Origin of the sequence: Salmonella sp. SSDFZ69 (assembly GCF_004010755.1) — a bacterium.
In the GTDB taxonomy this organism is placed as follows: Bacteria; Pseudomonadota; Gammaproteobacteria; order Enterobacterales; family Enterobacteriaceae; genus Salmonella; species Salmonella enterica.
The window spans coordinates 2258701-2284947 of record NZ_CP034831.1 but is presented as its reverse complement, the minus strand read 5'-3'; the positions used below and the strand labels follow the sequence as shown (position 1 = coordinate 2284947).

The following is a 26247-nucleotide window of genomic DNA, read 5'->3' as shown; positions in this document are numbered from 1 at the left end:
TAATTGAGATACTGAGTATAAGTATATTTTCTCATACAACTTATCGCACTTATTGACAAACCGTTTTCGCTAATTTGAAGTATTGAATAATAACTCAAAGAAATTATTGGCATCATAGCCTCACGACGTAACTGGAAGGTGGCATGATGCTTACAAAAACGTTATCAGTAGTTTTACTGACCTGTGCGCTGTTTTCAGGCCAGTTACTGGCGAAACAGCAAGACCACGCGTTCGTATGGTTTGCGACGGGAGGGCACCAGCTTAGACACGAAGCCGACAGCGATGAATTACGGGCGGCAGCGGAAGAATCCGCGGAAGGCTTGCGCGAGCACCACAACTGGCAGAAATCGCGCAAACCAGAGAGCTATTTTCGTTAATTAAACGCCCCTACGCTTCGGCAGCGTTTTCATCAGCGCTTCAGGGCTCACTGAAGCGACAACGCTGCCGGGCTGGGGCACTTTTAAGATGTGGTTTTTAATTTTGCCAATGACATGCATTTCGCAAGGGCGGCAGTCGAATTTTAGCGTCAGTACTTCATCGCCATGCACCAACTGCATCGGCGTGGCTTTCCAGCTCTTAATATTTCCTTTCGCCTGCTTAGGACAAAGGTTGAACGCAAAACGCAGGCAGTGTTTGGTGATCATGACCGGTACCTCGCCCTTCTCCTGATGCGCCTCATAGGCCGCATCAATCAATTGTACGCCGTAACGGTGATAAAATTCCCGCGCTTTGTGGTTGTAGACATTAGCGAGAAAGCTGAGATGCGTTTGCGGATAGACCGGCGCAGGCTGCGCCACGGGTTTCCGACGACCTCGTTGATAATGGGCCAGCCGCGCCGCGTCAAGCATATCAATCGCCTCCCGACGGAACTGATTGAGCAGGCTATTTGGCACGAACAACGCCGCCGGTAATGTCACCTGCATATCACGCGCGTAGTAAGGCGTCTGTCCCAGCTTCGCCAGTCCGGCTTTTAGGTTATTCAACGCTTTTTCAGAGTTATTGGCTTCCTCAAATACCCCGTCAAGCGTATGCGTGATGCAGACACCGTCTTCACTGGTCAGCGTCAGAATAAGCTGTTCCTGCCAGCCGCCCAGCATGATATCAACCGCCACACGGCGCTCACTGGAGGTTTTTGTCAGCGCTTGCTGCCAGTTATGATCCAGATTACGATTCAACGGATGATGCGGACGGACTTTATGCAGGTCGGCAGGCATATCATTTGGCCAAACGCGGTAGCGGTTATGACCGGTTTTCTCCACCGTATTGGCGCGAAAACCCACCACTTCACGCTTAATCAACACGTTCAGACCATCGCCATTCGCCAACGGCTCCGTAGCTTCTACGTCGAGATAATCCTTCGCCACATTCAGCACCTCGCCTACCGGCAAGCCAATAAATTTTGGTGAATCAAATGCGCCAATATCACCTTTACGCGCGTTAACAAAATAGTCAGTGCTGCCGCGATGGAAGGTTTTCTCCGTGGAGGGAACAAAAAAGTGTTCGGTCCGACCAACCGACGCACGCGCCAGATCGCCACGTTGCTCGATAATCGCGTCCAGCATCTGACGATAATGCGCGGTGATGTTTTTGACATAGCTCATGTCTTTGTAGCGCCCTTCAATCTTGAAGGAACGTACGCCTGCATCGATCAACGCGCCGAGGTTAGCCGTTTGGTCGTTATCTTTCATCGATAGCAAATGTTTTTCGTAAGAGACCACCCGCCCCTGATCGTCTTTTAACGTATACGGTAAACGACAGGCCTGCGAACAGTCGCCCCGATTGGCGCTGCGCCCGGTTTGCGCATGAGAGATATAACACTGCCCAGAATAAGCGACACACAGCGCGCCATGAATGAAGAACTCAATCGTGGCGTCAGTAGCCTGATGAATAGCCGCTATCTGACTCAAATTAAGCTCGCGCGCCAGTACAATCTGTGAAAAACCGACATCGGCAAGAAACTTCGCTTTTTCCACGCTGCGAATATCACACTGTGTACTGGCGTGAAGCTCAATCGGCGGGATATCCAGTTCCAGAATGCCCATATCCTGCACAATCAGCGCATCCACCCCGGTGTTGTACAAATCGGTGATTAACCGCTGCGCGGGCTCCAGCTCATCATCATGCAGGATAGTATTCAGCGTGACAAAAATCCTGGCGCCGTAACGGTGAGCAAACGGGACCAGATCGGCGATATCGCGCAGACTGTTACTGGCGTTATGACGTGCGCCAAAACCGGGTCCGCCGATGTAGACGGCATCTGCGCCATGCAAAATCGCTTCGCGAGCAATTGCGGCGTCACGGGCCGGACTTAACAATTCGAGATAGTGAGGTTGCTGGCGCATACAGTCTTTCTTATCCAATAGCAGCGAAATGGCGGCTATTGTAGTCAGAAGCGCAAACTAACGAAATAGTTTTCCCGCTTAATCACGCGGGTAATGGATCAGCGAGTGAAAATGAACCGTCTGGTCACTGCTGTTGCGATAGGTATGCGGCGTATCGCCGGCAAAACGCAAACCTTTACCGGCGTCTATGGTTTGCCATACCCCACCAGTACACATGTCCAGCCGACCCTGAATCACCACCACATGTTCGATAACGCCGGCTTTATGCGGCGTTGATTCGCTGACCGCGCCAGGCGCCAGTAATAGAGAAAAATAGTCAAAACAGAGTTCAGGGTCCCACGGAAACAGCGGTGTGATTACCATCGCTTGCTGCTGGGGATCGAAGGTTGGCGGAAATTCGGCCTGCGGAGGCGAAATAAACATTGAGAATGGAACGTTCAGGCCCGTCGCAATTTTCCACAGCGTTGCGACTGTCGGGCTGGATTCATTACGCTCTATCTGCCCTAACATGGCTTTTGAGACGCCGGAGATCTCCGCCAGACGCGATAAACTCCAGCCTCGCTGATGGCGTAACGTTCTTAACGTGGTCGCCAGATAGTGTGTCAGGTTATCCATTTTCCCCCCTGTAAGACCATAGCGTATCACTTGTACGCTATAACGCACAATGCTACATTGACTGACCGTTATAACGCACAAGAGGCGATCATGCGTCTGTTATCACTGCCGTTACCTACTGTATTATCTGGTCTGGTCGCCGTTCTGGTCGGCTATGCGAGTTCCGCCGCCATTATCTGGCAGGCGGCGCTTGCCGCTGGCGCAACACCCGCAGAGATCGCCAGCTGGATGACCGCCCTCGGTATAGCCATGGGCATAAGCACACTAACGTTAACCTTGTGGTATCGTGCGCCGGTTTTAACCGCCTGGTCAACGCCTGGCGCCGCTCTGTTGGTAACAGGGCTTCAGGGATTATCGTTGCCAGACGCCGTGGGCATATTCATTGTCGCCAATGCCCTGATTGTGCTGTGCGGCGTCACGGGATTGTTTGCGCGTTTGATGCGGATAATCCCCCATTCTCTTGCCGCCGCAATGCTGGCGGGAATACTGCTACGCTTCGGCCTGCAGGCGTTCGGGACGCTCAACGGAGAGTTTGTCATGTGCGGCGGTATGCTATTGGCGTGGCTACTCTTTAAAGTATTCGCGCCCCGCTATGCCGTTATTGCTGCCATGGTGATGGGAATAACGGTGGCGCTCATCCAGGGTAAGGTGGCGATGAGCGGTATTCATTTCGCGCCGGTGTGGCCCACCTTCGTTCCCCCCCACTTTTCATTCGCTCAAAGCCTGAGCGTCGCGGTACCGCTCTTCCTGGTGACGATGGCATCGCAAAACGCCCCCGGCGTCGCCACAATGAAGGCGTCTGGCTATCAGCTTCCTGTCTCTCCGTTAATGATTTTTACCGGGTTGCTGGCGCTGCTGCTTTCGCCATTTGGCGTTTATTCTATCTGCATTGCCGCCATTACGGCCGCCATTTGTCAAAGCCCGGACGCACACCCCGATCCAACGCGTCGCTGGTTAGCGGCCGCCGCCGCAGGCGTTTTTTATTTACTTGCCGGGTGGTTTGGCGGTTCGATAACCGCGCTGATGGTCGCCCTGCCGGTTAGCTGGGTGCAAATGCTGGCTGGTCTGGCACTGTTAAGTACGATTAGCGGTAGTCTGTATCAGGCGCTTACTCACGAAAGTGAGCGTGACGCGGCAGTTATCGCATTTCTCGTCACCGCCAGCGGGCTAACGCTGATGGGCATCGGATCGGCATTCTGGGGGTTGATCGCTGGCGGGATAGGCTACGCAGTATTAACGAGAACGCGCCGCCCATCGTTGTCTGGCTGATGGTGACTGCTAATCTGCCGGGGTTTGCGCCATCTTGCGATGGCGCCGCAGAATTATTTTTTGTTAACGTCAAACATAGAGGTATCCGTCGCCATATCATCCACGACCTGTTTCAACGTCTCAAACGCCATTGGCGTACTGGAGTTACTCAGGTCTTTACCTTCACCCTGGCGTACTACCTTGACGACCGGCTTGTTGGTCGCGGCATCTATCAGCTCACCCTCAAAATAGAGGTGGGTATCCATGGTCCGGTGGCCTGTCGCCATTTGCGTGCCCGCCACAATCAGCGCTACAGGGATTACCTCATAGAATTGCAGCCCTTCTTTGCTGGTATCCACGCCCGTAATCGCCCCGCGGAAAATCAAACTGCGCGGCCCTGGCGTCGTGACCAGCGGTTTGCGCTGTTCAATTGCTGATTTTACTTTAGTATTCGTATAAGCCAGCAGTTTATCAAGAACTTGCTGCCCGACCTGGGTCGTTGGTTTGGGGACGGGATAGTATGTTATCGGATTGTAAACAATACTGTCATAGTTAGAGTCATTGAAATGTGGATCTACCCAGCGCAACACCGGTTTCCCCGTGGCGGAGGTAGTTTCCTGCAGGTCCGAATAATTTTTTAAGAATCCAGAATACTTATCCGGCTGTGTGACTTTAGACGCACAGCCGGATAACGCCAGCAAGCCAGTAAGCACTGCAACTTTAAATAAAGTATGAGTACGCATGAAACGATCCCTTTAGTCTTCGCAATGATGCAAAGGAAATAATAGCAAAACGAAATCATTCTGGATGCACTAAAAATGGTAACGACAGCACAATTTGAACGCGGCGCCCGACAAAAAAATGCCGAACGCTGCGAGACTTACAGAACTTGCATCGCTCAGGCCGTTTTTCTCGCCAGCATCGTAGCAAAGCGCAGTTTGATACGGTTGCCGTTTTCGTCCGTGCGGTGAAGCTCGCCGACATCTTCGTTGTATTTCAGCATGTCCCATCCTTCGTAATAGCGGCGTAATTCGCCTTCTTTAAAAGCGAACGGGAATCCCACCGTACAGGGAAAGTCCGGCGTATCCATTGCCGCAACAATCAAATTATACCCGCCGGTTTTTGTGCAGCGTTGCATATTGGCAATTAAACCGGGAATGGTTTGCGCCTCAAGAAACATCATAACCACCGTCGAGAGAATAAAATCGTACTCGCCGTCAAAGGTCAGTGTATTCAGATCGACCAGGTCGGTTTGCAGATTATCCAGCCCCTCTGCCGCTTTAATACGCTCAAGGTTAGCCATACTGGCCGGATTTTTATCCCACGCGGTAACGTCATAACCGTTCGCGGCCAGATACAGACTATTGCGGCCATTGCCACATCCCAAATCCAGCGTTCGGCCCGGCGCGACAACCTTTGCCGCCGCCAGCACATCCGAATGCGTGCGGGTTAATCCGTATTTCTCAGTAAAATAATTTTCGTCACGAACGGTCATTTTTTTCCTCCGTTTTCAACAGTGCAGCGCGCTCAGTGCGAATAAGCAACGTCCCCTGCACCAGCAATAGAAATGTACGAACCAGCAATAAGGCGATAATAGCGTTAGTGAAAATAAACAGCGGGACGGCCAGAATATGGAAAAGCCCTGATTCACTACCGTGACCAAGATGTAACCCCGTGGTCGCCAGCGCGGAAACGCCGAACGAAAAACTCCAGAAGGAAGCATTAAACGGTTGTGATAAATACCAGGGCATTAATCGCAGCATAAATAAAAGTTGTAACAGACCGTAGCCGAATAGCATTTTCGCCAGCGTGTCGCCCTCCCCGCCATTGACGCTCAGCCAGGCGCTACAGGCGACCAGCGCGGGCGCCAGTTGGATACCCAGCGACGTACGCAGCACCGCCGGTAATTCGCCGCAGCTACGCAGTCGCTGCAAAATAACCGGCTCCAGACTTAACCACGAAAAGACGCCTGCGCCTAAAAACACCAGTCCGGCATCATTGTAACCGAGCGCTCCACAGGCCATAGCGCTGATAAAATTATTCGCTACCGTGGGCAGATAAAGTCCTGGGGTTGTCGCTTCTTCCGGATGCGCTCCGCGCCAAAGTCCCGCCGTCTGCCAGGCGGCATACGCCAGTTGTATGACGACCCCCACGCTGAATAGCGCAACGGCCAACGGGCGATACCAGGGAACGAAACCGATCGCGACCAGCATCGTGGTGGCGGGAAACAGGCTGACAAAACTGCTCATTACCGGATGTCGCACTTCAGCCATCACGCTATGGGGAAAGCGCACCAGACGGCTAAGGAACGCCAGGGTCAAGAGTGCCCAAATAATCATCGCCAGGATCACCATGATGTCGCCGGGCCAGTGGCTTATTGCCCATATCTGACTGGCATAACGCCAGGCGAATCCCATACCGATAGTGCCAAGGACGATGCCAAAATAGCCCGCAGGCAGATTGAGCACGCGATCGCTCTGCTTGTGATTACGCATTTTGTTTAATTTATAAAGTATATTTGAAATGCATTTTATGGAATTTCTGGTTGTTTCGCCAGTACCTTTGCTACGGTTATCTTAATCGTTCACACGGAATTTCCCTATGATCAAATATCGACTGAGTGAAGAACCTCGTGCTTTTACTTATCAGGTAGACGGTGAGAAGAAAAGCGTCTTATTACGACAAGTTATTGCCGTAACGGATTTTAACGATGTTAAAGCCGGAACCTCCGGCGGCTGGGTTGATGCCGATAATGTGCTGTCACAACAGGGGGATTGCTGGATTTATGATGAAAACGCGATGGCCTTTGCGGGCACGGAAATTACGGGGAACGCGCGTATCACGCAGCCGTGCACGCTCTACAATAACGTGCGAATAGGCGATAACGTCTGGATTGATCGCGCTGATATCAGCGATGGCGCACGGATAAGTGACAACGTCACCATTCAGTCCTCTTCCGTGCGCGGAGAGTGTGCGATTTATGGCGATGCCCGCGTGTTAAACCAGTCAGAAATTCTCGCCATTCAGGGACTAACGCATGAACATGCGCAGATTTTACAAATTTACGATCGCGCCACCGTGAACCATTCGCGGATTGTCCATCAGGTACAGCTTTATGGCGACGCCACTATCACACACGCTTTTATTGAGCACCGGGCGGAGGTCTTTGATTTCGCGCTCATCGAAGGCAACAAAGACAATAATGTCTGGATCTGTGACTGCGCCAAAGTCTATGGCCATGCGCGGGTTATCGCCGGTACAGAGGAAGATGCGATCCCTACCCTTCGCTACAGCTCGCAGGTAGCGGAACATGCGTTAATCGAAGGCAACTGTGTGTTAAAACATCATGTGCTGGTAGGCGGACATGCTGAGGTACGCGGAGGCCCGATTTTACTGGACGACCGCGTGCTGATTGAAGGCCATGCCTGTATACAGGGCGAAATTCTGATTGAGCACCAGGTCGAGATTAGCGGACGGGCGGCGGTGATAGCCTTTGACGGCAATACTATTCACCTGCGCGGCCCAAAAGTGATCAATGGCGAGGATCGTATTACGCGTACCCCCTTAGTCGGTTCCCTTTAATCCGCATCAATAATGCGGGCATACATATTAACGTCGTGATAGTCGCCGTTAAGATACTCCGCCTGCTTCATACAGCCTTCCAGCGTAAAATGGTTGCGCCGTGCGACTGCGTTACTGGCCTGATTATCAACGCGGCATTTAATGACGAAGCGCCGAATATCGCCGCGCCGGGCATAATGTGTCATCAGCGCCTGTAAGGATTGCGACATTATCCCTTGTCCCTGGAGGGACTCATCCAGCCAGTAACCGATATAGGCGGCTTTGTTTATCGGTTCGATGGCATTAAATGAGAGTACGCCCGCCATCTCATTCTGGCAGAAAATCAGGTACATTTTGGCGTAACCACGCTGGTGCAACAGCATATTACCCTGCACATGCTTACGCGTTTCCTCCTGCGACGTGACATATTGCGGCCAGTCGAGCGACTGTTGTAGCCACGCTTTGTTTTTGAGTACCAGTTGGTGCAGCGCCGGAACATGACTTTCATCTGCCGCTTGTAGTTCCAGCGTCGTGCTAACAGGAATAATTTCCACCATCGCGTTGCCCTTCTTCGTTGTTGGTCGTAATCACATAAATAGCCTGGTTTACCGATAACCCGCAGGTGATATGAGCGTTTTTATTGTATCGCCATCACATTATTTTTTATTGGCCATATTTAGCGTATTTCCGCGTGACACATTTCACACTTATCCAACCATTCTCCGCCTATAAAACGCTCAACGACTGATTGTTTTATCACCACGGAGACGCCAATGACCTTTTCTGTGCAGGAAACGCTTTTTTCTTTACTGCGGCTAAACGGGATTTCAGGACATGAAAGCAGTATTGCAAACGTTATGCAGCACGCGTTTGAACAGCAGGCCAAAGACGTCTGGCGGGATCGCTTAGGCAATGTCGTCGCCCGTTATGGCAGCGATAAACCCGACGCGCTTCGCCTGATGATTTTTGCGCATATGGATGAAGTGGGTTTTATGGTACGCAAGATCGAACCCTCCGGTTTTTTACGTTTTGAACGCGTGGGCGGCCCGGCGCAAATTACTATGCCCGGTTCGATTGTGACGCTTGCCGGGCGCTCAGGCGATATCATGGGCTGTATCGGTATTAAAGCATATCACTTCGCGAAGGGTGACGAGCGCACCCAGCCACCCGCGCTCGATAAACTCTGGATTGATATCGGCGCAAAAGATAAAGCGGATGCCGAACGAATGGGTATTCAGGTGGGGACGCCAGTAACCCTTTACAACCCGCCGCACTGTCTGGGCAACGACCTGGTGTGCAGTAAGGCGCTGGATGACAGGCTGGGGTGTACGGCGCTACTGGGCGTCGCCGAGGCCCTCGCCTCCACACCGCTCGATATCGCGGTATTCCTGGTCGCGTCGGTACAGGAAGAGTTCAATATTCGCGGTATTGTTCCCGTTTTACGACGCGTGCGCCCCGACCTGGCGATTGGTATTGATATCACCCCCTCCTGCGACACGCCTGACCTGCAGGATTACTCTGATGTGCGGGTCAACCACGGCGTCGGCATCACCTGTCTGAACTATCACGGACGCGGTACGTTGGCGGGACTGATTACGCCGCCGCGTTTGCTGCGGATGCTGGAGACCACCGCGCACGAAAATAATATTCCCGTACAGCGAGAAGTCGCGCCAGGCGTCATCACCGAAACCGGCTACATTCAGGTTGAACTGGACGGTATTCCCTGCGCCAGTCTTTCTATTCCCTGCCGCTATACCCACTCGCCAGCCGAAGTCGCCAGCCTGCGCGACCTGGCTGATTGTATCCGTTTACTGACTGCGCTGGCCAATATGTCGCCAGAACAGTTTCCCATTGAGCCTGAAACAGGCGCTACACAAGAGGCACGACCATGATGAAGAAGATCCTTGTGGCATGTGGTACCGGCATGTCGACATCAACCATGATTGCACAAAAACTGCAGGACTTTCTTGCGGAGCAAGGCATTGCGGCAACCACGGCGCAATGTTGTCTGAATGAGATCCCGTTGAACTGTAACGGTATGGATCTCATCGTAACGTCCATGCGTACGCACAGTGACTATGGCATCCCGACGCTCAACGGCGCCGCCCTGCTGACAGGCATCAACGACGACGCATTAAAACAAGAAATCAAGGCGCTGTTAACACAATAAAGGGGGCATTATGTTTGATTACATCCTGTCTCTCGGCGGCACCGTTTTTGTGCCCATCATTATGATTATCATCGGCTTAATCTTTCGTATTCCCTGGCTGCAGGCGGTGAAAGCCGGGGTGACGGTCGGCATCGGTTTTGTCGGCATGGGGTTGGTGATCGTCATGGCGATCGACAGTCTCAGTCCGCCGATTAAAGTGATGATTGAGCGTTTTGGCCTGACGCTGCATGTGTTTGACGTCGGCGCCGGGCCCGCATCCGGCGTCGGCTATGCGACGGCCATCGGCGCGATGATCATTCCCGTTATCTTTCTGCTCAACGTCGGTATGCTGGTGACTCGTCTGACCAAAACCATGAACGTTGATATTTATAACTACTGGCACTACGCCATTACCGGAACGGTCGTCCAGTTGATGACCGGCAGTCTGATTTATGGCGTACTGGGCGCGATTTGCCACGCCGCCTTGTCGTTGAAAATGGCCGACTGGACGGCGAAACGGGTACAGAACATTGTGGGTCTGGAAGGGATTTCTATTCCGCAAGGGTATGGCTCCAGTTCCGTGCCGTTGTTCGTATTGCTGGATGCGATATACGAAAAAATACCGTTTATGAAAGGACGCAATATAGACGCTCAGGAGATCCAAAAACGGTATGGGATGGTCGGCGACCCGGTGATCATTGGCGTTGTTCTCGGGCTGATCTTCGGACTTGCCGCAGGCGAAGGCTTTAAAGGGTGCGCAACCTTAATGATTACCGTGGCGGCGATTATGGTGCTGTTTCCGCGCATGATTCGCCTTATCGTTGAGGGATTAATGCCCATTTCCGACGGCGCGCGTAAGTTCTTCCAGAAACACTTTAAAGGGCGCGAAGTCTTTATCGGTCTGGATACCGCAGTGACGTTAGGCCACCCGACCACCATCGCGGTTGGACTGCTGTTAATTCCCATCATGTTAATTCTGGCGAGCATACTGCCGGGCAATAAAGTCCTGCCGCTGGCTGATTTACCGGTTGCGCCGTTTTTTATCTGCATGGCCACGGTTATTCATCGCGGCGATCTGATTCGTACTCTGCTCAGCGGCATCATTGTCATGATTACCGTTTTGCTGATCGCCACCCAGTTCGCGCCGTACTTTACCGATATGGCGCTCAAAGGCGGCTTTAGCTTCGCCGCTGAAAACGCGCAAATTACCGCGCTGTCGGTGGGAAATATGTTTGGCTGGTCAATATCTGAATTGATGTCGCTGGGCATGATTGGCGTGGTTATTGTGGTCGGCATTGTCGCCAGCATCATACTTGTCTTACGTAAACGTGAACTACCGGAATAAGGAGCAACCCAGAATGAGTTGGCTAAAAGAGGTAATAGGAACAGAAAAAGCCGTTATCGCCATGTGCCATTTACGGGCGTTGCCGGGCGATCCCGGGTTCGATACCAGGAAAGGCATGAACTGGGTAATTGACCGCGCCCATGACGATTTAATGGCGCTACAAAATGGCGGCGTGGATGCGGTGATGTTCTCCAACGAATTTAGTCTGCCTTATTTAACGAAAGTCAGACCGGAAACGACCACCGCGATGGCAAGAATCATCGGTCAGTTAATGAGTGAAATTCGCGTACCGTTTGGGGTAAACGTGTTGTGGGACCCTGTGGCCTCGTTTGATTTGGCAATGGCGACCGACGCAAAATTTATTCGCGAAATTTTCACCGGCGCTTACGCCAGCGATTTTGGCGTCTGGGATACGAATGTCGGCGAAACCATTCGCCATCAGCATCGCATCGGCGCAGGCCACGTGAAAACGCTGTTTAACATCGTGCCGGAAGCGGCGGTGTATCTGGGAAACCGGGATGTCTGTTCAATTGCGAAATCGACCGTATTTAACAATAACCCCGATGCCCTGTGCGTCTCGGGGCTGACGGCGGGCGCCCGCACGGATAGCGCCATACTGAAGCGGGTAAAAGAGACCGTTCCCGACACGGTCGTGCTGGCGAATACCGGGGTGTGTCTGGAAAACGTCGAGGAGCAGCTCTGCATTGCCGACGGATGCGTAACGGCAACCACATTTAAAAAAGACGGCGTCTTCGCCAACTTTGTTGACCAGGCGCGCGTGGCGAAGTTTATGGAGAAAGTACGCCATATCCGACAATAAAATGGGGATAAGCAAAACGCTTATCCCCTGCAGAGAGCGATAACTCTTCTGCCGATCTCCGTCGCCTTCGCCAAAAGACACGCCGGGGATCGGTTTCAGAGTAACCCGAACCGGCAAGGAGTCAACGATCGATGATTAATGATGTTAAGTGGGTTCAGGCGCAACGCCATGCCAGCGACTGGCGACACGCGCTGGATATCGCCGTTCGTCCGCTGATTACCTTCGGCGCGGCGGCCCCCTGCTACCTGGACGGTATTATTGAGAACACCCTTAAATGGGGGCCATATTATCTTATCGCGCCGGGGATTGCGCTGCCTCATGCCAGACCGGAGCAAGGCGCTAACCATAATCAAATCAGCGTCACTACGCTATCAACGCCAGTCGCTTTCGGTAATGCGGATTGCGATCCCATCTGGCTGTTGCTTTGCGCCAGCGCCACGGATGCCGAAGCACATATTCGCACCATTCAACGCATCAGCCAGTGGCTCGACTCGCCGGAAAGCGTCGCGATGCTGCAAGATGCGCCAAATGACGCCGCGCTTTTCGCGCAATTAACCGCATTGCGCTGATGGAGGTTTCGATGATCCTGCACCCTTCACTGGCCTCCGCCGATCCGCTGCGCTATGCCGAGGCGTTGACCGCTTTACACGATGCGCCTCTCGGCTCACTGCATCTGGATATCGAAGATACCAGTTTCATCAACAATATTACCTTCGGTATGAAAACCATTCAGGCAGTCGCACAATACACTCGCCATCCGCTCTCATTTCACCTGATGGTCTCATCACCGCAACGCTGGCTACCCTGGCTTGCAGCTATCCGCCCCGGCTGGATTTTCATTCATGCCGAAAGCGTGCAAAACCCCTCGGAGATTCTGGCGGATATTCGCGCTATCGGGGCGAAAGCAGGACTGGCGCTTAACCCGGCAACACCGCTATTGCCTTATCGTTATCTGGCATTGCAACTGGATGCGCTGATGATCATGACCAGCGAACCCGACGGACGCGGACAGCAATTTATCGCCGCGATGTGTGAAAAAGTGAGCCAGAGCAGAGAGCATTTCCCTGCTGCGGAATGCTGGGCGGACGGCGGTATTACACTTCGCGCCGCACGGCTGCTTACCGCCGCAGGCGCACAGCATCTGGTGATTGGCCGGGCGTTGTTCACGACGGCGAACTATGATGTGACGTTGTCACAATTCACCGCGCTATAAAGGAGTCATATGCTGATGAGCCAACAGCGCCCCGACCGTATCAAACAGATGTTGCATTACCTTTGGCAACACAGGCATCTCTCAACACAGCAAGCTATTGAGCTTTTTGGCTATGCAGAGGCAACCGTGCGCCGGGATTTTCACTATATCGCCAGCCGTTATCCCGGTATGGTTCGCGGCCATGGTTGTATTGACTTCGACGACAGTACGGAAGATAAAGAATATGTTTTCGACGTTAAGCGAACGTTACAAAGTGAGGCGAAACGCGAAATCGCCGCCCTCGCCCGCACGTTCATCAAGGATGGAGACTGCTTTTTTCTCGACTCCGGCTCCACCTGTCTGGAACTGGCAAAATGTCTGGTCGACGCCAAAGTAAAAGTCATTTGCAATGACATCAAAATCGCTAATGAACTGGGTGGCTTCCCACACGTAGAGAGTTACATTATCGGCGGACTGATTCGCCCCGGTTACTTTTCGGTGGGCGAGAGTCTGGCGCTGGAGATGATTAACGCCTTTGCCGTTGAACGCGCCTTTATCTCCTGCGATGCGCTGTCGATTGAAACGGGCATCACCAACGCTACCATGTTTGAAGTGGGCGTTAAAACGCGCATTATTCAGCGCTCACGCGAGGTCATATTGATGGCCGATCACTCAAAGTTTGATACTGTAGAACCCCATGCGGTGGCGACGCTGTCCTGTATTACTACCATTCTTAGCGACAGTGCGCTCCCGTCTGCTATCGCCCGACGTTATCAGCAGGCGGGATGCCGTCTCATCATGTCAGACCCCTCATCAGGAGCGCGTTAATGGACATCAGGCAAATGAACAAAACCCATCTGGAGCACTGGCGCGGATTGCGAAAACAGCTCTGGCCTGGTCACCCGGATGACGCCCATCTGGCGGACGGCGAAGAAATTCTGCAAGCCGATCATCTGGCATCATTTATTGCGATGGCAGACGGGGTGGCGATTGGCTTTGCGGATGCCTCAATCCGCCACGATTATGTCAATGGCTGTGACAGTTCGCCCGTGGCTTTCCTTGAAGGTATTTTTGTTCTCCCCTCATTCCGTCAACGCGGCGTAGCGAAACAATTGATTGCAGCGGTGCAACGATGGGGAACGAATAAAGGGTGTCGGGAAATGGCCTCTGATACCACGCCGGAAAATACAATTTCCCAGAAAGTTCACCAGGCGTTAGGATTTGAGGAAACAGAGCGCGTCATTTTCTACCGGAAGCGTTGTTGAGGGAAATATTCAGGCTCCTTATAGAGAAGTGGTCACTGATTAAAAAGCAGCCTCAATATACAATAATTCCTGTTTCTAAAACGGAGTCCATCAGGACGTCGGGAATAAGACCCGGCAGATGCAAGCCGGGCCTTCATTGCTTACGGTCTTGAGGCCGTACCGTCTGGTGTGCGCGCCATTGTCCAGGATGGGATTCCCCCCTCGCACGGATATTTCGCCGCTTTGGCTTCATCAATGTCAATACCCAGACCCGGCTTATCGTTCAGATAGGCATAACCGTGGTCAATCTCAGGGCAGCCCGGGAAGACATCACGCAGCGCGTCGTTCATTGGCGTGTATTCCTGAATGCCAAAGTTCGGTGAACTCAAATCCAAATGCATATTGGCGCAAACCCCGACTGGAGAAATGTCGCCCGGCCCGTGCCATGCGGTGCGCACACCGTTCAGTTCGCTGTAGACAGCAAGTTTCTTTGCCGGCGTAATGCCGCCGATGGTACTCACGTGGCAGCGAATGTAGTCGATGAGCCTGTTGTCGATGAGCGGCTTCCACTCATTCACATTCACAAACAGCTCACCCATGGATATCGGAGTGGAAGACTGCTGGCGCAACATTTTCAGCCAGTCGATGTTTTCCGGTGCCACCGGATCCTCAAGATAAAATAGTTGATACTGTTCAAGCGTTTTGGCCAGATTAATGGCAGTCACCGGGGTCACGCGCTCATGTACATCATGAATAAATTCGATGCTAAAACCGAGCTTGTTACGCAGGTGGTCGAACAGACGCGGAACGCTTTTGGCGTAGGCATCTGGGTCAAAGTAGATGCCGGGCGTTTTGCTGCGCGGTGAACGTTTCGGCTGAATGTTCTTCGCACGAGCTAGCTGCGTGGCGATCAGTTTAAGGTCATCGGTCCCCGCACCGCCATACATTCCCATCTGGCAGCGAACGTACTGGTAACCCTCTTCCATTCTGGCTCGGATGTTATCTTCCACTTCAACTTCATCACCACCATCGGTGTGGCAGTACAGTGGGATCCCATCACGACATTTGCCGCCCAGCAGATCATAAACCGGCATCCCCGCTAGCTTACCTTTGATATCCCACAGTGCCATGTCCACGCCGGACAATGCATTGTTCATGATCGGGCCATTGCGCCAGTAGCCGCTCACCACGCCTGACTGCCAGATGTCCTCAATACGGGTCGGATCTTTGCCAACCAGAAAAGGCGCCATGTACTCATCGATCGCGCTTTTTACCGCGAAGATACGCTGGGTAAATGTCGCGCATCCTAGCCCATACAGCCCTGGCTCGTTGGTTTCTATCTTAACGACTGCCAAATCAATGCCGCCCGGCGCCGTCAGAATCGTTTTCACGTTGGTAATTTTCAGGTTACTCACTTTCACTCCTTAACTCAGCGAATTTACCGCATGTCATACCGTTGTGGATGATACAACAGATATATGTAAGTTGTCCTACAACTTTATGCTGTTATATCACGCTTCTTTTACAGCGGATCGCTGCGAGTGCCATTCTGTGACAGCGATCAAAACTGCGTTAAATTCAAATCAAATATATACATACAATTCAATTAATTAATATTAATTACGCGGTCGCTATGTGGAGCTGTTTGTGATCCTTGTTGCAAATTCATGGGTGAACTGTTGATTTTATCAGGGCGAAAATTCAACCTAAAAAAAGGATAGTCGTCATACAAATTAAACAAGTGAGGAAACAACATGACCGCTTTATTTGATTTAACCGGGAAAACGGCGCTGGTAACGGGTTCTGCACGAGGACTGGGCTTTGCCTACGCAGAGGGTCTTGCCGCTGCGGGTGCACGGGTTATCCTGAATGATATTCGCGCCACGCTGTTGGCCGAATCAGTGGATACGCTGACCAGAAAAGGCTACGACGCGCATGGCGTGGCTTTTGACGTCACCGATGAACTGGCGATTGAGGCAGCTTTTAGCAAACTTGATGCAGAAGGGATCCATGTTGATATCCTGATCAATAACGCCGGTATTCAGTACCGCAAACCAATGGTCGAGCTGGAGCTGGAAAACTGGCAGAAGGTGATCGACACTAACCTGACCAGCGCATTTTTAGTCTCCCGCTCGGCGGCAAAACGGATGATCGCCCGCAACAGCGGCGGTAAAATTATTAATATCGGCTCGCTTACCAGCCAGGCGGCCCGCCCGACTGTTGCCCCGTACACGGCAGCAAAAGGCGGCATCAAAATGCTCACCTGCTCGATGGCTGCTGAATGGGCGCAGTTTAATATCCAGACCAACGCCATTGGACCTGGCTACATTCTGACCGACATGAACACCGCGCTTATTGAAGACAAGCAGTTCGATAGCTGGGTGAAAAGCAGCACCCCTTCTCAACGTTGGGGTCGTCCGGAAGAGCTCATCGGCACCGCCATCTTCTTATCATCCAGAGCATCAGATTATATCAACGGGCAGATTATTTACGTCGATGGTGGCTGGCTCGCAGTTTTATAAGTCGCCCGCACTCTACCTACTCGCCTTTAAAATTGATGGCATGTGTTTACCCCGATGCATGCCGATATAACACAGGTATTATTATGAAGGCTTCAAGACAACGACTCTTTATTCTCACATTGCTGTTTATTGTGACTGCAATTAATTATATGGATCGCGCCAATCTTGCCGTTGCTGGTTCGAATATCCAGAATGATTTCAGTCTGACGCCAACACAACTGGGTTTGCTTTTCTCCATGTTTACCTGGGCCTACGCTGCCAGTCAAATTCCTGTCGGCTATGTTCTTGATCGCATTGGCTCACGTATTCTTTATGGTGGTGCGATTATTCTGTGGAGTATTTTTACCTTTATGATGGGGTTCGCCTCACACCATTTATTCGCGACGGCAACCGCTTCATTTGCAATGCTTCTGGCCTGCCGCGCATTAATTGGTGTTGCCGAAGCGCCATCCTTCCCGTCTAACACAAAAATAATCGCCACCTGGTTCCCGGACCATGAACGTGCCCGTGCGACCGCGATTTATTCCAGTGCACAATATATCGGTCTCGCGCTGCTGACGCCTGCCCTCGCCTTTATTGTGGCTAACTACGGTTGGGAAATGTCGTTTTATCTGTCCGGTGGCGTCGGTATTCTGTTTGGCATCTACTGGCTTATGTATTACCGCGATCCACAGCACAGCACTGCTGTGAACCAGGCCGAACTGGATTATATCAAAGCAGGCGGCGGCTATGGCTCGGAGAACCAATCCTCCGTGAGTGCAAAAATCAGCTGGCAAAATATTAAATTCTTCCTCAGCAAAAAAACGATTTGGGGTTTGTTCATCACCCAGTTTGCCTGCTCGTCTACGCTCTATTTTTTCCTGACCTGGTTTATTGTTTACCTGGAAAAAGGACTGCATCTCTCTATTTCCAAAGCCGGGATAGGCGCCATGCTGCCCTATATTATGGCGATGCTTGGGGTGCTCTGTGGCGGTACGCTAAGCGACATGCTGCTGAAAAAAGGAAAATCCCGAACGCTGGCACGAAAATTACCCGTTATGGCTGGCCTGTGCGTCACCATGATTATTGGCCTGGTCAATTTCTTTGAAAACCAGCCAGTTATTGCGATTGTCATTCTGTCTGTTGCGTTCTTTGCCAACGCCTTTTCAAACCTGGGCTGGGTGGTCTGGAGCGATGTAATTCCCCATAATTTTCTCGGGACTATGGGTGGCTTTTTAAATATTTGCGGCAACCTTTCGGGGATCGTTAGCCCAATTGTTATTGGGGTTATTCTCCAGCGCACGCAAAACTTCCAGTATGCCATGTGGTATATCGCAGGCGTCGCCGGACTGGGCTTATTAGCCTACATATTCCTGGTGGGCAAAATTGAAGTGATCCTGCCTGAAAAAAAGAATGCCGACACTGTGGATAAGAATGCCATTAACCCGGCAACTGCCAACAAATAATGAGGTCATTATCAAAATGGAAAAAATAACCTGTAACGCTTGTCTGGCCCATGCGGAAAAAGACGTACGCTTTGAATCACGTGGAATCGAGCACAGTGAACATGACGTCGTCGTGAAGGTCGCCTGCGGCGGCATCTGTGGCTCTGATATTCACTACTATCAGCATGGCCGCGCGGGGATGTCTGTCCTCAAGCATCCGATGGTGATTGGCCATGAGTTTGTTGGCGTGATCAGCAAAGTGCCAGCAGGCAGCGACCTGGAAGTGGGCCAGACGGTTGCGGTGAACCCGTCCAGCCCCTGCAATCAGTGCGAGATGTGCCTTTCCGGCCATCAAAATCTGTGCGGCTCCATGCGCTTTATGGGCAGCGCGCAGTTCAATCCGCATGTGAATGGCGGTTTTTCTGAATACGTGGTGGTAAAACCGGAGCAATGCATTCCTTATGACAGGCGCGTGCCCGCAAACGTAATGGCCTTTTCGGAACCGCTAGCGGTCGCCATTCATGCAGTAAAAAAGGCGGGCCAGTTGACCGGCAAACGCGTACTGGTGATTGGCGCAGGCCCCATTGGTTGTCTGATCCTCGCGGCGGCACGCAGTGCCGGAGCATCTGAACTGGTGGCATCCGATCTCAGCCCACGCTGTCTGGAACTGGCACGCCAGATGGGGGCCACAGCGGTGATGGATCCGCGCGATGAAGAACAGGTTGCCCATTATCAGCAGCATAAAGGCTACTTTGATGTCGTGTTTGAGGCCTCTGGCGCGCCGATTGCCGTGGCATCCAGCGTCGACTTCACCCGCCCTGCCGGCACTATCGTTCAGGTGGGGATGGGCGCCAGCCCGGTAAGCTGGCCGGTGTCAACGATGCTGGTTAAAGAACTCAACTGCGTCGGCTCATTCCGTTTTATCGGTGAGTTCATCACCGCGGTACGCTGGCTGGAAGATGGGCGTGTCGATCCTCGCCCGCTTATCAGCGCCGAGTTCCCGCCCCAGCAAATTGAAGACGCGCTGATTACCGCCACAGACAAAAATGTCTCTGCTAAGGTACTCATTCGTTTCGATTAACGGTGAAAAGCGCCCGGCCGGGCGCTTTGTTCTTAAAAGAGAATTGTTATATAATAAAGCACTTCGGCGACATCTTAACGGATACCCATCTTGAGCATAAAATCCATTCAAAAACAGAATGTTGTAAATGAAATTTATGATCAGATAAGCAGCAAACTGCTGGACGGCAGTTGGGCGCCGGGTAGCCGTTTGCCCTCAGAAGCGGAACTGACCACCTCATTTAACGTCAGCCGGGTCAGCGTTCGCAGCGCAGTACAGCGTTTTCGTGACCTGGGGATTGTAGTGACGCGTCAGGGCAGCGGCAGCTACGTGAGCGAAAACTTCACCCCGCAGATGTTGAGTAACGATCCCCGCCCAATCATGCACCTTAGCCGCGAAGAGTTTCACGATATGATGATTTTTCGTCAGACCGTGGAGTTCAAATGCGTGGAGCTCGCCGTCACACACGCCACCGATGATGACATTCGCCAGCTCGAGGAAGCATTGAACAACATGCTGATCCACAAAGGTGATTATAAAAAATACTCGGAAGCGGACTACGAGTTCCATCTGGCGATTGTCAGGGCATCGCACAACAGCGTGTTCTACAACGTGATGAGCTCGATTAAAGACATCTATTACTACTATCTTGAAGAGCTTAACCGTGCGCTGGGTATTACCCTTGAAAGTGTGGAAGCCCATATCAAGGTCTACATGTCGATAAAGAATCGCGATGCCAGCACGGCCGTCGAAGTGCTCAATGAAGCGATGTCAGGCAATATTATTGCGATCGAAAAAATCAAATCTACAGAGACATCAGGGACAAAATAACCGTTGGTTACAAGCTCAAGTAGTAGAACAATTTAACATATCTGAATCCGAAATAGTTGCCATCAACTATTTAGTGACATAGTCCCACTTTAAAATCGTGGCAGTGCGGCCTGAAATCAGCGAAGCTTCAAATAGCCAATCCCCCTTAACATACAATAGTTTTCATCATCATTCCCTTTATTGCTTAACCGCTTCTGCCTGGATTTTTATATCAACAACTTTCGTCATCCCCATATCGACTAGATAATCTACACCCCATTGGGTGCGATCTATTTGCGTGACAAAATCACCACCGCAAACCTGCGCCTTGAATATCGGGCTCATATAACAGCCAAACTTGGTGGTGGTTAAGGTGACGGGCTTAGTTACTCCCTTCATTGTTAACAAACCGTCAATAGAAACCGGTTTATTATCTTCAAAATGCCATTTTGTCGATTTAAATACTATTTCTGGATATTTTTCCGCATCCAGAATATCGCTACTGCGAATATGGTTATCAAACGCATCCACCCCGGTATTTAAGGCGCTCACAGGAATCGTCACACGCATCTCTGCGACTTGCTTTTCCGGCTGATATTTCAGTTCGCCGCTAATAGCATAAAACCCGCCATGATTGGTTGAGGTCTGGAAATGATCGATATTAAATACCGCATTGGTATGCGTATTATCAAATTTATATACATCTGCATGAGCAGCACTTAATAAACCCAGAGACAGGACAGCACCAAGAAAACTCTTTTTCATTATATTCACTTTATATCTTAAATAAGGTGAAGCTATCTTAATGTCCCCTGTCCGCAGGATCGAGAGGGATAAACAGGAAGGACTGTTGCAAAAATAGAACGATGGAAAGGCCGTGTCACAAAAACAGCAGCTCACGAATGAGTTTATGCCAGGGCAATTTCCGCAACCTGTACCGCCTTTGTGGCGGTACAGAAGGTAAACAGACTAACGCATGATACGATCGTCGACATAACGGCGCTTATCCGGCGCGGGCGGGAAATACTGATACAGCCAAGTTTCGCTGATAGCCTCCCCCTGGCAGCGCAGGAACATACGCATATCCACCGGTGCCGTAGAATCCGAGGTCGGATACCAGTCAAACTGGATACGATAACCGTCGAAAGGCTCTACGTAGAGGATCTCAATCTGCTTCGCCTCACCGCTGGAGAGCGTAATTACCGGCTCAATGCCTTTTGGCGCGGCCGCTTTCAGATCGCCGCCGACAAAATCAATAGCAAAACGGCGCGCCCATTTATCTGGGTAATGCTCGCCCGGCGCCCAACCTTCGGGAAATCCGCCCATCCCTGTACGGGTCGCCATGACTCGCGCAAGCGGCGATTGTACCGGCGGCTGCGCGCTCCAGTACAAACGATAATTGAACGCCAGCGTATCCCCGGCTTTGATCGCTTTTTCCGGCTGCCAGAAACAGACCACATTATCCAGAGTTTCACCAGTGGTTGGGATCTCCATCAGGCTAACTGCACCTTTCCCCCACTTACTGCGCGGCTCCACCCACAGGCTCGGACGTTTGTTGTACCACCCCATCACATCCTGATAATGCGAGAAATCGCGATCGAGTTGCAGCAGGCCGAACCCTTTCGGGTTATCGTCCATATATGCATTGAACTGCAATTTCTGCGGATTATTCAGCGGGCGGCAAATCCACTCGCCGTTACCCCGCCACATCGCCAGCCGATCGGAATCGTGAATTTGCGGATGAATGGTGTCGCATACCCGGCGTTCATTATTCCCACAGCTAAACATACTGGTCATCGGCGCAATGCCAAGTTGCTTAATATCTTTACGGGCATAGAGATGGTTTTCTACATCCATGATCACCTGCGATTTTTCGCAATGGATCACAAATTTATACGCGCCCGTCACGCTGGCGCTGTCCAGCAGAGCGTAAACGGTAAACGTAGTATCGCCCGGCTTGGCGGTGTCAAACCAGAATGCGGTGAAGTCAGGGAACTCTTCCTGACCGTCAGTATAGGTATCTATCGCCAGCCCGCGAGCCGACAGGCCATACTGATAAGTATCATCTACCGCCCGGAAGTAACTGGCGCCCAGGAAGGAGACGACATCGCGCCGCGCCAGTTCCGGTGCTTTAAAGACACGGAAACCGGCGAAACCGAGATCGCTCTGCCCTTCCAGTTGCGTCGTGTCGACGCCGGCATCGTTGTATTTAAACAGTTCCGGACGAAAATGGATCTCGCGAGCAAGATGCGTCGTCGTATCAACGGAAAACATGCGTACGCGACGACGAAAGCCCATCCCTACGTGGAAAAACTGAATATCGAGCTGCCGATTGGCAACACCGTTCCAGAGTGAATGCGCCGCGTCATACTGAATGCTGTTATAGGCCTGCGGCGTCAGATTGGCGAGCGTATCCGGCAAGGGTCCCGGCGCGCCGCCCCAGGGCTTTTTCGCTAACGCCTGGGCCATTGATTGCAGACCAGCAAAATCAAAACGGACAATTTTACCATCCGCAATATCGGATTCCGCGGCAAACGCCGCCTGAGAAAAGAGGGAAGCAATACCGCTGGAACCGCACACGGCGGCCATTGCCATTGAACCTTTAATAAATCGTCTACGATTCATACCTGAAAATGAGTCCTTCTGGTCTTGTGAATGGTCCCGCGCTGGTTTTTTCAGCAGCAAGAATGTGCCCGTTTCTGACCGCTCACTCTAGACAAAATTCATTAATAATCCAATTGTTGGTCGCCTGGAAACTGTGCAAAAGCGTAAATATTTTATGTCGATAAGAACCGACCTAATCGGATGTAAACCTCACGCAGCATTCTTCAGGTTATGAAAAGTTTATTCCAGACTAACGTGATGTTTCATGACTCGTTTAAACAGCGCCAGACGCGCACGCATAAAGCGGTTTTCCACTTTAAAACCGGCAAGTTTGTTCAGCCCAATCCGCAACAGACGATCTCGCCCCCGAATGCTGGCGGGCCAGCGAACCGGGCCGTGCAGCACGTCGCGCGTGCGGCTGGCATGACGAGCGAAATTCACCCAGTAATCCGCCACCTGCGAGGCAAAGGCCAGGTCATTCTCATTCACATAATGGCATGTGGGCTCAGCCCGCGTTAACGTATCGAATACATACGGTATTTCATTGCCATGACAGGCACCATTCGCGTAAGTGTTATGCTCCGCTTCGGCGACATAATCAAACCAGTAACGCCAGCACGGTTCGCCGATCCGCTGCTGCGCTTGCATGACGACATAACCCAACGTGGTAAATACCATATCCCGACAGACCTGCCGCCCTAGCGCTTCGTCGCCTTTCACTCCAGGATAAAGCAGCCGGATTAACCCCAGACCAACACGCCGCTCACGGCGCATTTTTTGAATTTGACCGGCAATATCGACGCCAAAAACTGCCAATACGCTGGCTTCATCGCTATTCGAGCCGATCATCACCGGTATGGGATGCTGTTTCGCCGCAAAGAAGGTTTCCAGCATCGGATGCGGCAGCACGACGTCGCCGGAAATCGGCGTCGGCGCAATTTTAAAAGGCGCGTCCAGCGGCCAAAATGTCTCTGCCGGTAAAGCGCGTAGCTGTTCGGCAGTGGCATGGGCTAAGCCAAGATGTTCTGCCAGCGCAACGCCTTTTTTTAGCGCCACCTCGCGGGGCGTATCCGGCAGCGTATAACCACTCTGAATAATCGCTTTATGAAAAAGCCCCTTCGCCAACGGCGAAGCCATCAACGACAGCACGCTGCGGGCGCCGGCGGATTCGCCAAATAACGTCACATTCTGCGTATCGCCGCCAAACGCGGCAATATTGTCCTGCACCCAACGCAGCGCAGCGATTTGATCGAGTAAAGCGAAATTATGAATACACTCCGCCTCTTCGCCTTCCAGCGCCGGATGCGCGAAAAAGCCCAGATGGCCAAGCCGATAATTGACCGTCACCACGATCGCGCCGCGCTTCGCCAGCGCTTGACCGTCATAGGGCGGCAAACTCCCCGCGCCAATGGTGTAACCGCCGCCGTGTAGCCAGACCATGACCGGCAACGGTTCATGACGCACGGCGGGAGCCCAGACGTTCAGATAGAGACAGTCTTCGGAAAAATTTCCCGGATCGCCGCCGCCGAGTTCACGACACCAGGTAATATCCTGCCAACTGGCGCAGGAGAAACAATCCGCCTGGCGCACATCCTGCCAGGGCGTAACAGGCTGCGGCGCACGCCAGCGTAGCTCCCCTGTTGGCGGCGCGGCATAAGGTATACCGCGCCAGATATGGATTTCTTCCTGTACGACGCCCACGATTTTACCGTGACGCGTCGCCACCAGCGGGATGGAGGGATTCAACATAACGCCTTCCTTTTACTGTATCCTCACAGCCTGTGAAGCTTACCGCTTTTAAAGCAGACCGCAACGGCGTTTACTGCGTTCTTCCGCTTCCTGATATAACGAAAATTCATCCCGTACAGCACATCCCAGCGCCTGTTCAAAGGCGTCGCGGCTGGCATTGCCGTGGCTTCTGGCCAGCGTTTCATTTCCCAAATTCGACTGAAAAATGCCGGCTGCGCTGACCGGAAGAAAATCTTCATAGGTAATCGGCTGCGCGATCACCCAACCGCGCTCAATAAGCGGCTGCGGATCGTCGCCAGGATGGATCGCCTGACGATGCGCCTCGCCGGATGGCGTTAAGCGATAGCGGAACCAGGCAAGCCCCTGCTGGCGAAGCAGAAATTCGCTATCCGGAAAGGCGTTAAAGACCTCCCGCAAATGGAGTTGATGCGTGAAGTTATCCTTACCCGTTCCCGCCTTGTGCAACAGTTCGTCATATAATCGACGACCTTTTGGCGTCAGCGCGACGCCACGTTGCTCAATTTCGCCGAAGCGCGCCGTGTGCGTACCCTGCTTTTCATCAACGAAGAGCACCTGCTCTTCCAGGGCTTTGAAACTGGTTTGCCGCAACAGAATAGGCACTTCGCGGCGAGGCGGACCTTCGATAAGAATTTTAGGCGTAATGCCGCACTCCGGCATCATGGCCTGTACCCGGTCGATATCCAGAGTACGCGGCGTCAGATGGTTAATGTGACATCCCGGAAAACAGGCCACGTCGGCAATTAAACGATGCTCACGATGCAGGCTGCGGTACGTTTCTTCATCAACGGTAGCCTGACGATGCCAGCGAAAAGTCTCCAGCGTTTCACGGACGAACTCTTCGGCCTGAGCAGCACTAAAACCGCCCTGCTCGTCGTACTCATCCAGCAATTGTCGGCAGCGCGATGTAAAAATATCCCGCTGCGATAAGATTTCCGCCGCCCGCTGGCGTAATGCCGCGTTTTCAATGAGCTCCAGGCGTAATAGCGAAGTGAACATGCGAAAGGGATTACGCGAGAGCGAAGCCTCGTCAATGGGACGAAATGCCGTGGAGTGCACAGGCACGCCCGCCTGAGAGAGATCGTAATAACTTACTGGGTACATCCCCATGATGGCGAATATCCGACGCAAGGTAGAAAGTTCTTCTGCGGTGCCAACACGAATGGCGCCATGTCGTTCCACGTTCAATCGCGCCAGTTCATCGGCATTAGCCAACTGCTCATGCAGTTTGGGATTATTTTCCAGCACCGCCAGATTCACGTCAGCCACAAGTTCCAGTAACGTACCGTACTGCGGAACTTCCTGCTGGTACATTGCCGACATTGCCTGCGAAAAGTGTTCCCGAATCTCATCTGCCGTGATGGTGTTCGCCATAATGTCATGCCTCCAGTGAATGTTACCTGGAGTGTAGAAAACCTCATCCATTCCGGGGAGAAGAATTTATAAAGTGTGATCCGGTCTGAATTCATTATGCAGAACGGATTGACATGAGCTGGCATATCCCCGACCAGATCGCGGCTTAACACGCTTAACGGCAGTTGAAT

General features: G+C 52.2%; 26 protein-coding genes. 15 read left to right on the top strand and 11 right to left on the bottom strand.

What is annotated here, in order from left to right:
- Positions 1 to 146: 146 nt before the first annotated feature.
- Positions 147 to 377, top strand: coding sequence for a DUF2554 family protein (locus EOS98_RS11365; RefSeq protein WP_000956438.1), 231 nt, complete (start codon positions 147 to 149; stop codon positions 375 to 377).
- Here the strand turns inward: EOS98_RS11365 and EOS98_RS11360 are convergent, their stop codons facing one another.
- Positions 378 to 2342 carry a peptidase U32 family protein gene (locus EOS98_RS11360; RefSeq protein WP_126524122.1) on the bottom strand — a complete coding sequence of 655 codons (1965 nt, stop codon included), beginning with the start codon at positions 2340 to 2342 and terminating at the stop codon, positions 378 to 380.
- 78 nt (positions 2343 to 2420) lie between these two features.
- Positions 2421 to 2957, bottom strand: coding sequence for a helix-turn-helix domain-containing protein (locus EOS98_RS11355; RefSeq protein ID WP_126524123.1), 537 nt, complete (start codon positions 2955 to 2957; stop codon positions 2421 to 2423).
- Positions 2958 to 3047: 90 nt separating this feature from the next.
- Here EOS98_RS11355 and EOS98_RS11350 point away from each other — a divergent pair, with 90 nt between their 5' ends.
- Positions 3048 to 4226, top strand: coding sequence for a benzoate/H(+) symporter BenE family transporter (locus tag EOS98_RS11350; protein ID WP_126524124.1), 1179 nt, complete (start codon positions 3048 to 3050; stop codon positions 4224 to 4226).
- A gap of 53 nt (positions 4227 to 4279) precedes the next feature.
- Here the strand turns inward: EOS98_RS11350 and EOS98_RS11345 are convergent, their stop codons facing one another.
- From EOS98_RS11345 to tehA, 3 genes are all read right to left on the bottom strand, one after another.
- A complete protein-coding gene (locus EOS98_RS11345; protein ID WP_001259025.1) occupies positions 4280 to 4948 on the bottom strand; it encodes a DUF3313 domain-containing protein in 669 nt (222 codons plus the stop codon).
- Between the two features lie 155 nt (positions 4949 to 5103).
- A complete protein-coding gene (gene tehB, locus EOS98_RS11340; RefSeq protein ID WP_023182153.1) occupies positions 5104 to 5700 on the bottom strand; it encodes a tellurite resistance methyltransferase TehB in 597 nt (198 codons plus the stop codon).
- Entirely contained in the window at positions 5687 to 6700 is a 1014-nt protein-coding gene (tehA, locus tag EOS98_RS11335) for a dicarboxylate transporter/tellurite-resistance protein TehA (RefSeq protein ID WP_001243996.1), read from the bottom strand. Before tehA ends, tehB begins: the two co-directional genes overlap by 14 nt.
- 106 nt (positions 6701 to 6806) lie before the next feature.
- On the opposite strand from tehA, the gene ydcK reads away from it, so the two are divergent.
- Positions 6807 to 7787 (top strand): YdcK family protein, encoded by a 981-nt coding sequence (ydcK, locus tag EOS98_RS11330; protein WP_126524125.1) that lies wholly within the window; start codon positions 6807 to 6809, stop codon positions 7785 to 7787.
- Here ydcK and rimL read toward each other — a convergent pair.
- Positions 7784 to 8323, bottom strand: coding sequence for a 50S ribosomal protein L7/L12-serine acetyltransferase (gene rimL, locus EOS98_RS11325; RefSeq protein WP_023206029.1), 540 nt, complete (start codon positions 8321 to 8323; stop codon positions 7784 to 7786). The genes ydcK and rimL overlap by 4 nt on opposite strands.
- A 216-nt stretch (positions 8324 to 8539) precedes the next feature.
- Between rimL and EOS98_RS11320 the strand changes: the two genes are divergently transcribed.
- The 8 genes from EOS98_RS11320 to aac(6') all read left to right on the top strand — a co-directional run bounded on the left by EOS98_RS11320 (position 8540) and on the right by aac(6') (position 14537).
- Positions 8540 to 9658, top strand: a complete 1119-nt coding sequence (locus tag EOS98_RS11320; RefSeq protein ID WP_000144621.1) for a M42 family metallopeptidase — start codon at positions 8540 to 8542, stop codon at positions 9656 to 9658.
- Entirely contained in the window at positions 9655 to 9936 is a 282-nt protein-coding gene (sgcB, locus tag EOS98_RS11315; protein ID WP_000976132.1) for a PTS sugar transporter subunit IIB SgcB, read from the top strand. Before EOS98_RS11320 ends, sgcB begins: the two co-directional genes overlap by 4 nt.
- Positions 9937 to 9946: 10 nt before the next feature.
- Positions 9947 to 11260: a PTS sugar transporter subunit IIC SgcC gene (gene sgcC, locus EOS98_RS11310; protein ID WP_000460835.1), complete on the top strand. Its 1314-nt coding sequence runs from the start codon at positions 9947 to 9949 to the stop codon at positions 11258 to 11260.
- A 13-nt stretch (positions 11261 to 11273) separates the two neighbouring features.
- Positions 11274 to 12080 carry a BtpA family protein SgcQ gene (gene sgcQ, locus EOS98_RS11305; RefSeq protein ID WP_000118619.1) on the top strand — a complete coding sequence of 269 codons (807 nt, stop codon included), beginning with the start codon at positions 11274 to 11276 and terminating at the stop codon, positions 12078 to 12080.
- 131 nt (positions 12081 to 12211) lie between these two features.
- Positions 12212 to 12649, top strand: a complete 438-nt coding sequence (gene sgcA / locus EOS98_RS11300; protein ID WP_000606458.1) for an SgcA family PTS sugar transporter subunit IIA — start codon at positions 12212 to 12214, stop codon at positions 12647 to 12649.
- Positions 12650 to 12660: 11 nt separating this feature from the next.
- Positions 12661 to 13293 (top strand): ribulose-phosphate 3 epimerase family protein, encoded by a 633-nt coding sequence (locus EOS98_RS11295; RefSeq protein ID WP_126524126.1) that lies wholly within the window; start codon positions 12661 to 12663, stop codon positions 13291 to 13293.
- Positions 13294 to 13308: 15 nt separating this feature from the next.
- Positions 13309 to 14100, top strand: a complete 792-nt coding sequence (locus EOS98_RS11290) for a DeoR/GlpR family DNA-binding transcription regulator (RefSeq protein WP_001670738.1) — start codon at positions 13309 to 13311, stop codon at positions 14098 to 14100.
- Complete coding sequence (aac(6'), locus tag EOS98_RS11285) at positions 14100 to 14537, top strand: cryptic aminoglycoside N-acetyltransferase AAC(6')-Iy/Iaa (RefSeq protein WP_000354851.1); 438 nt, start codon at positions 14100 to 14102, stop codon at positions 14535 to 14537. The genes EOS98_RS11290 and aac(6') overlap by 1 nt, the downstream gene beginning before the upstream one ends.
- 140 nt (positions 14538 to 14677) lie before the next feature.
- Here the strand turns inward: aac(6') and EOS98_RS11280 are convergent, their stop codons facing one another.
- Entirely contained in the window at positions 14678 to 15931 is a 1254-nt protein-coding gene (locus EOS98_RS11280) for an enolase C-terminal domain-like protein (RefSeq protein ID WP_000067287.1), read from the bottom strand.
- Positions 15932 to 16270: 339 nt separating this feature from the next.
- On the opposite strand from EOS98_RS11280, the gene EOS98_RS11275 reads away from it, so the two are divergent.
- The 4 genes from EOS98_RS11275 to EOS98_RS11260 all read left to right on the top strand — a co-directional run bounded on the left by EOS98_RS11275 (position 16271) and on the right by EOS98_RS11260 (position 20353).
- On the top strand, positions 16271 to 17038 hold the full coding sequence (locus EOS98_RS11275) for an SDR family oxidoreductase (RefSeq protein ID WP_000125687.1): 768 nt from the start codon (positions 16271 to 16273) through the stop codon (positions 17036 to 17038).
- A gap of 83 nt (positions 17039 to 17121) precedes the next feature.
- Positions 17122 to 18483, top strand: a complete 1362-nt coding sequence (locus EOS98_RS11270) for an MFS transporter (protein WP_126524430.1) — start codon at positions 17122 to 17124, stop codon at positions 18481 to 18483.
- Positions 18452 to 19543: an L-idonate 5-dehydrogenase gene (idnD, locus tag EOS98_RS11265; RefSeq protein ID WP_126524127.1), complete on the top strand. Its 1092-nt coding sequence runs from the start codon at positions 18452 to 18454 to the stop codon at positions 19541 to 19543. Before EOS98_RS11270 ends, idnD begins: the two co-directional genes overlap by 32 nt.
- Positions 19544 to 19633: 90 nt before the next feature.
- Positions 19634 to 20353 (top strand): FadR/GntR family transcriptional regulator, encoded by a 720-nt coding sequence (locus EOS98_RS11260; RefSeq protein WP_000023780.1) that lies wholly within the window; start codon positions 19634 to 19636, stop codon positions 20351 to 20353.
- A gap of 177 nt (positions 20354 to 20530) precedes the next feature.
- Here EOS98_RS11260 and EOS98_RS11255 read toward each other — a convergent pair whose 3' ends face one another.
- From EOS98_RS11255 to EOS98_RS11240, 4 genes are all read right to left on the bottom strand, one after another.
- The gene (locus EOS98_RS11255) at positions 20531 to 21106 is read right to left on the bottom strand and encodes a YceI family protein (protein WP_001024319.1); all 576 of its coding nucleotides are present in this window, start codon (positions 21104 to 21106) and stop codon (positions 20531 to 20533) included.
- Positions 21107 to 21301: 195 nt separating this feature from the next.
- Positions 21302 to 22957, bottom strand: a complete 1656-nt coding sequence (locus tag EOS98_RS11250; protein ID WP_001081947.1) for a glucan biosynthesis protein D — start codon at positions 22955 to 22957, stop codon at positions 21302 to 21304.
- Between the two features lie 219 nt (positions 22958 to 23176).
- On the bottom strand, positions 23177 to 24685 hold the full coding sequence (locus EOS98_RS11245; RefSeq protein ID WP_000933978.1) for a carboxylesterase/lipase family protein: 1509 nt from the start codon (positions 24683 to 24685) through the stop codon (positions 23177 to 23179).
- A 48-nt stretch (positions 24686 to 24733) separates the two neighbouring features.
- Positions 24734 to 26077 (bottom strand): VOC family protein, encoded by a 1344-nt coding sequence (locus EOS98_RS11240; protein WP_126524128.1) that lies wholly within the window; start codon positions 26075 to 26077, stop codon positions 24734 to 24736.
- Positions 26078 to 26247: the final 170 nt, after the last annotated feature.

Coding starts and splice junctions, on each gene's coding strand:
- EOS98_RS11365 (WP_000956438.1), top strand. CDS start 147: ATGCTTACAAAAACGTTATCAGTAGTTTTACTGACCTGTGCGCTGTTT.
- EOS98_RS11360 (WP_126524122.1), bottom strand. CDS start 2,342: ATGCGCCAGCAACCTCACTATCTCGAATTGTTAAGTCCGGCCCGTGAC.
- EOS98_RS11355 (WP_126524123.1), bottom strand. CDS start 2,957: ATGGATAACCTGACACACTATCTGGCGACCACGTTAAGAACGTTACGC.
- EOS98_RS11350 (WP_126524124.1), top strand. CDS start 3,048: ATGCGTCTGTTATCACTGCCGTTACCTACTGTATTATCTGGTCTGGTC.
- EOS98_RS11345 (WP_001259025.1), bottom strand. CDS start 4,948: ATGCGTACTCATACTTTATTTAAAGTTGCAGTGCTTACTGGCTTGCTG.
- tehB (WP_023182153.1), bottom strand. CDS start 5,700: ATGACCGTTCGTGACGAAAATTATTTTACTGAGAAATACGGATTAACC.
- tehA (WP_001243996.1), bottom strand. CDS start 6,700: ATGCGTAATCACAAGCAGAGCGATCGCGTGCTCAATCTGCCTGCGGGC.
- ydcK (WP_126524125.1), top strand. CDS start 6,807: ATGATCAAATATCGACTGAGTGAAGAACCTCGTGCTTTTACTTATCAG.
- rimL (WP_023206029.1), bottom strand. CDS start 8,323: ATGGTGGAAATTATTCCTGTTAGCACGACGCTGGAACTACAAGCGGCA.
- EOS98_RS11320 (WP_000144621.1), top strand. CDS start 8,540: ATGACCTTTTCTGTGCAGGAAACGCTTTTTTCTTTACTGCGGCTAAAC.
- sgcB (WP_000976132.1), top strand. CDS start 9,655: ATGATGAAGAAGATCCTTGTGGCATGTGGTACCGGCATGTCGACATCA.
- sgcC (WP_000460835.1), top strand. CDS start 9,947: ATGTTTGATTACATCCTGTCTCTCGGCGGCACCGTTTTTGTGCCCATC.
- sgcQ (WP_000118619.1), top strand. CDS start 11,274: ATGAGTTGGCTAAAAGAGGTAATAGGAACAGAAAAAGCCGTTATCGCC.
- sgcA (WP_000606458.1), top strand. CDS start 12,212: ATGATTAATGATGTTAAGTGGGTTCAGGCGCAACGCCATGCCAGCGAC.
- EOS98_RS11295 (WP_126524126.1), top strand. CDS start 12,661: ATGATCCTGCACCCTTCACTGGCCTCCGCCGATCCGCTGCGCTATGCC.
- EOS98_RS11290 (WP_001670738.1), top strand. CDS start 13,309: ATGAGCCAACAGCGCCCCGACCGTATCAAACAGATGTTGCATTACCTT.
- EOS98_RS11275 (WP_000125687.1), top strand. CDS start 16,271: ATGACCGCTTTATTTGATTTAACCGGGAAAACGGCGCTGGTAACGGGT.
- EOS98_RS11270 (WP_126524430.1), top strand. CDS start 17,122: ATGAAGGCTTCAAGACAACGACTCTTTATTCTCACATTGCTGTTTATT.
- idnD (WP_126524127.1), top strand. CDS start 18,452: ATGCCATTAACCCGGCAACTGCCAACAAATAATGAGGTCATTATCAAA.
- EOS98_RS11250 (WP_001081947.1), bottom strand. CDS start 22,957: ATGAATCGTAGACGATTTATTAAAGGTTCAATGGCAATGGCCGCCGTG.
- EOS98_RS11245 (WP_000933978.1), bottom strand. CDS start 24,685: ATGTTGAATCCCTCCATCCCGCTGGTGGCGACGCGTCACGGTAAAATC.
- EOS98_RS11240 (WP_126524128.1), bottom strand. CDS start 26,077: ATGGCGAACACCATCACGGCAGATGAGATTCGGGAACACTTTTCGCAG.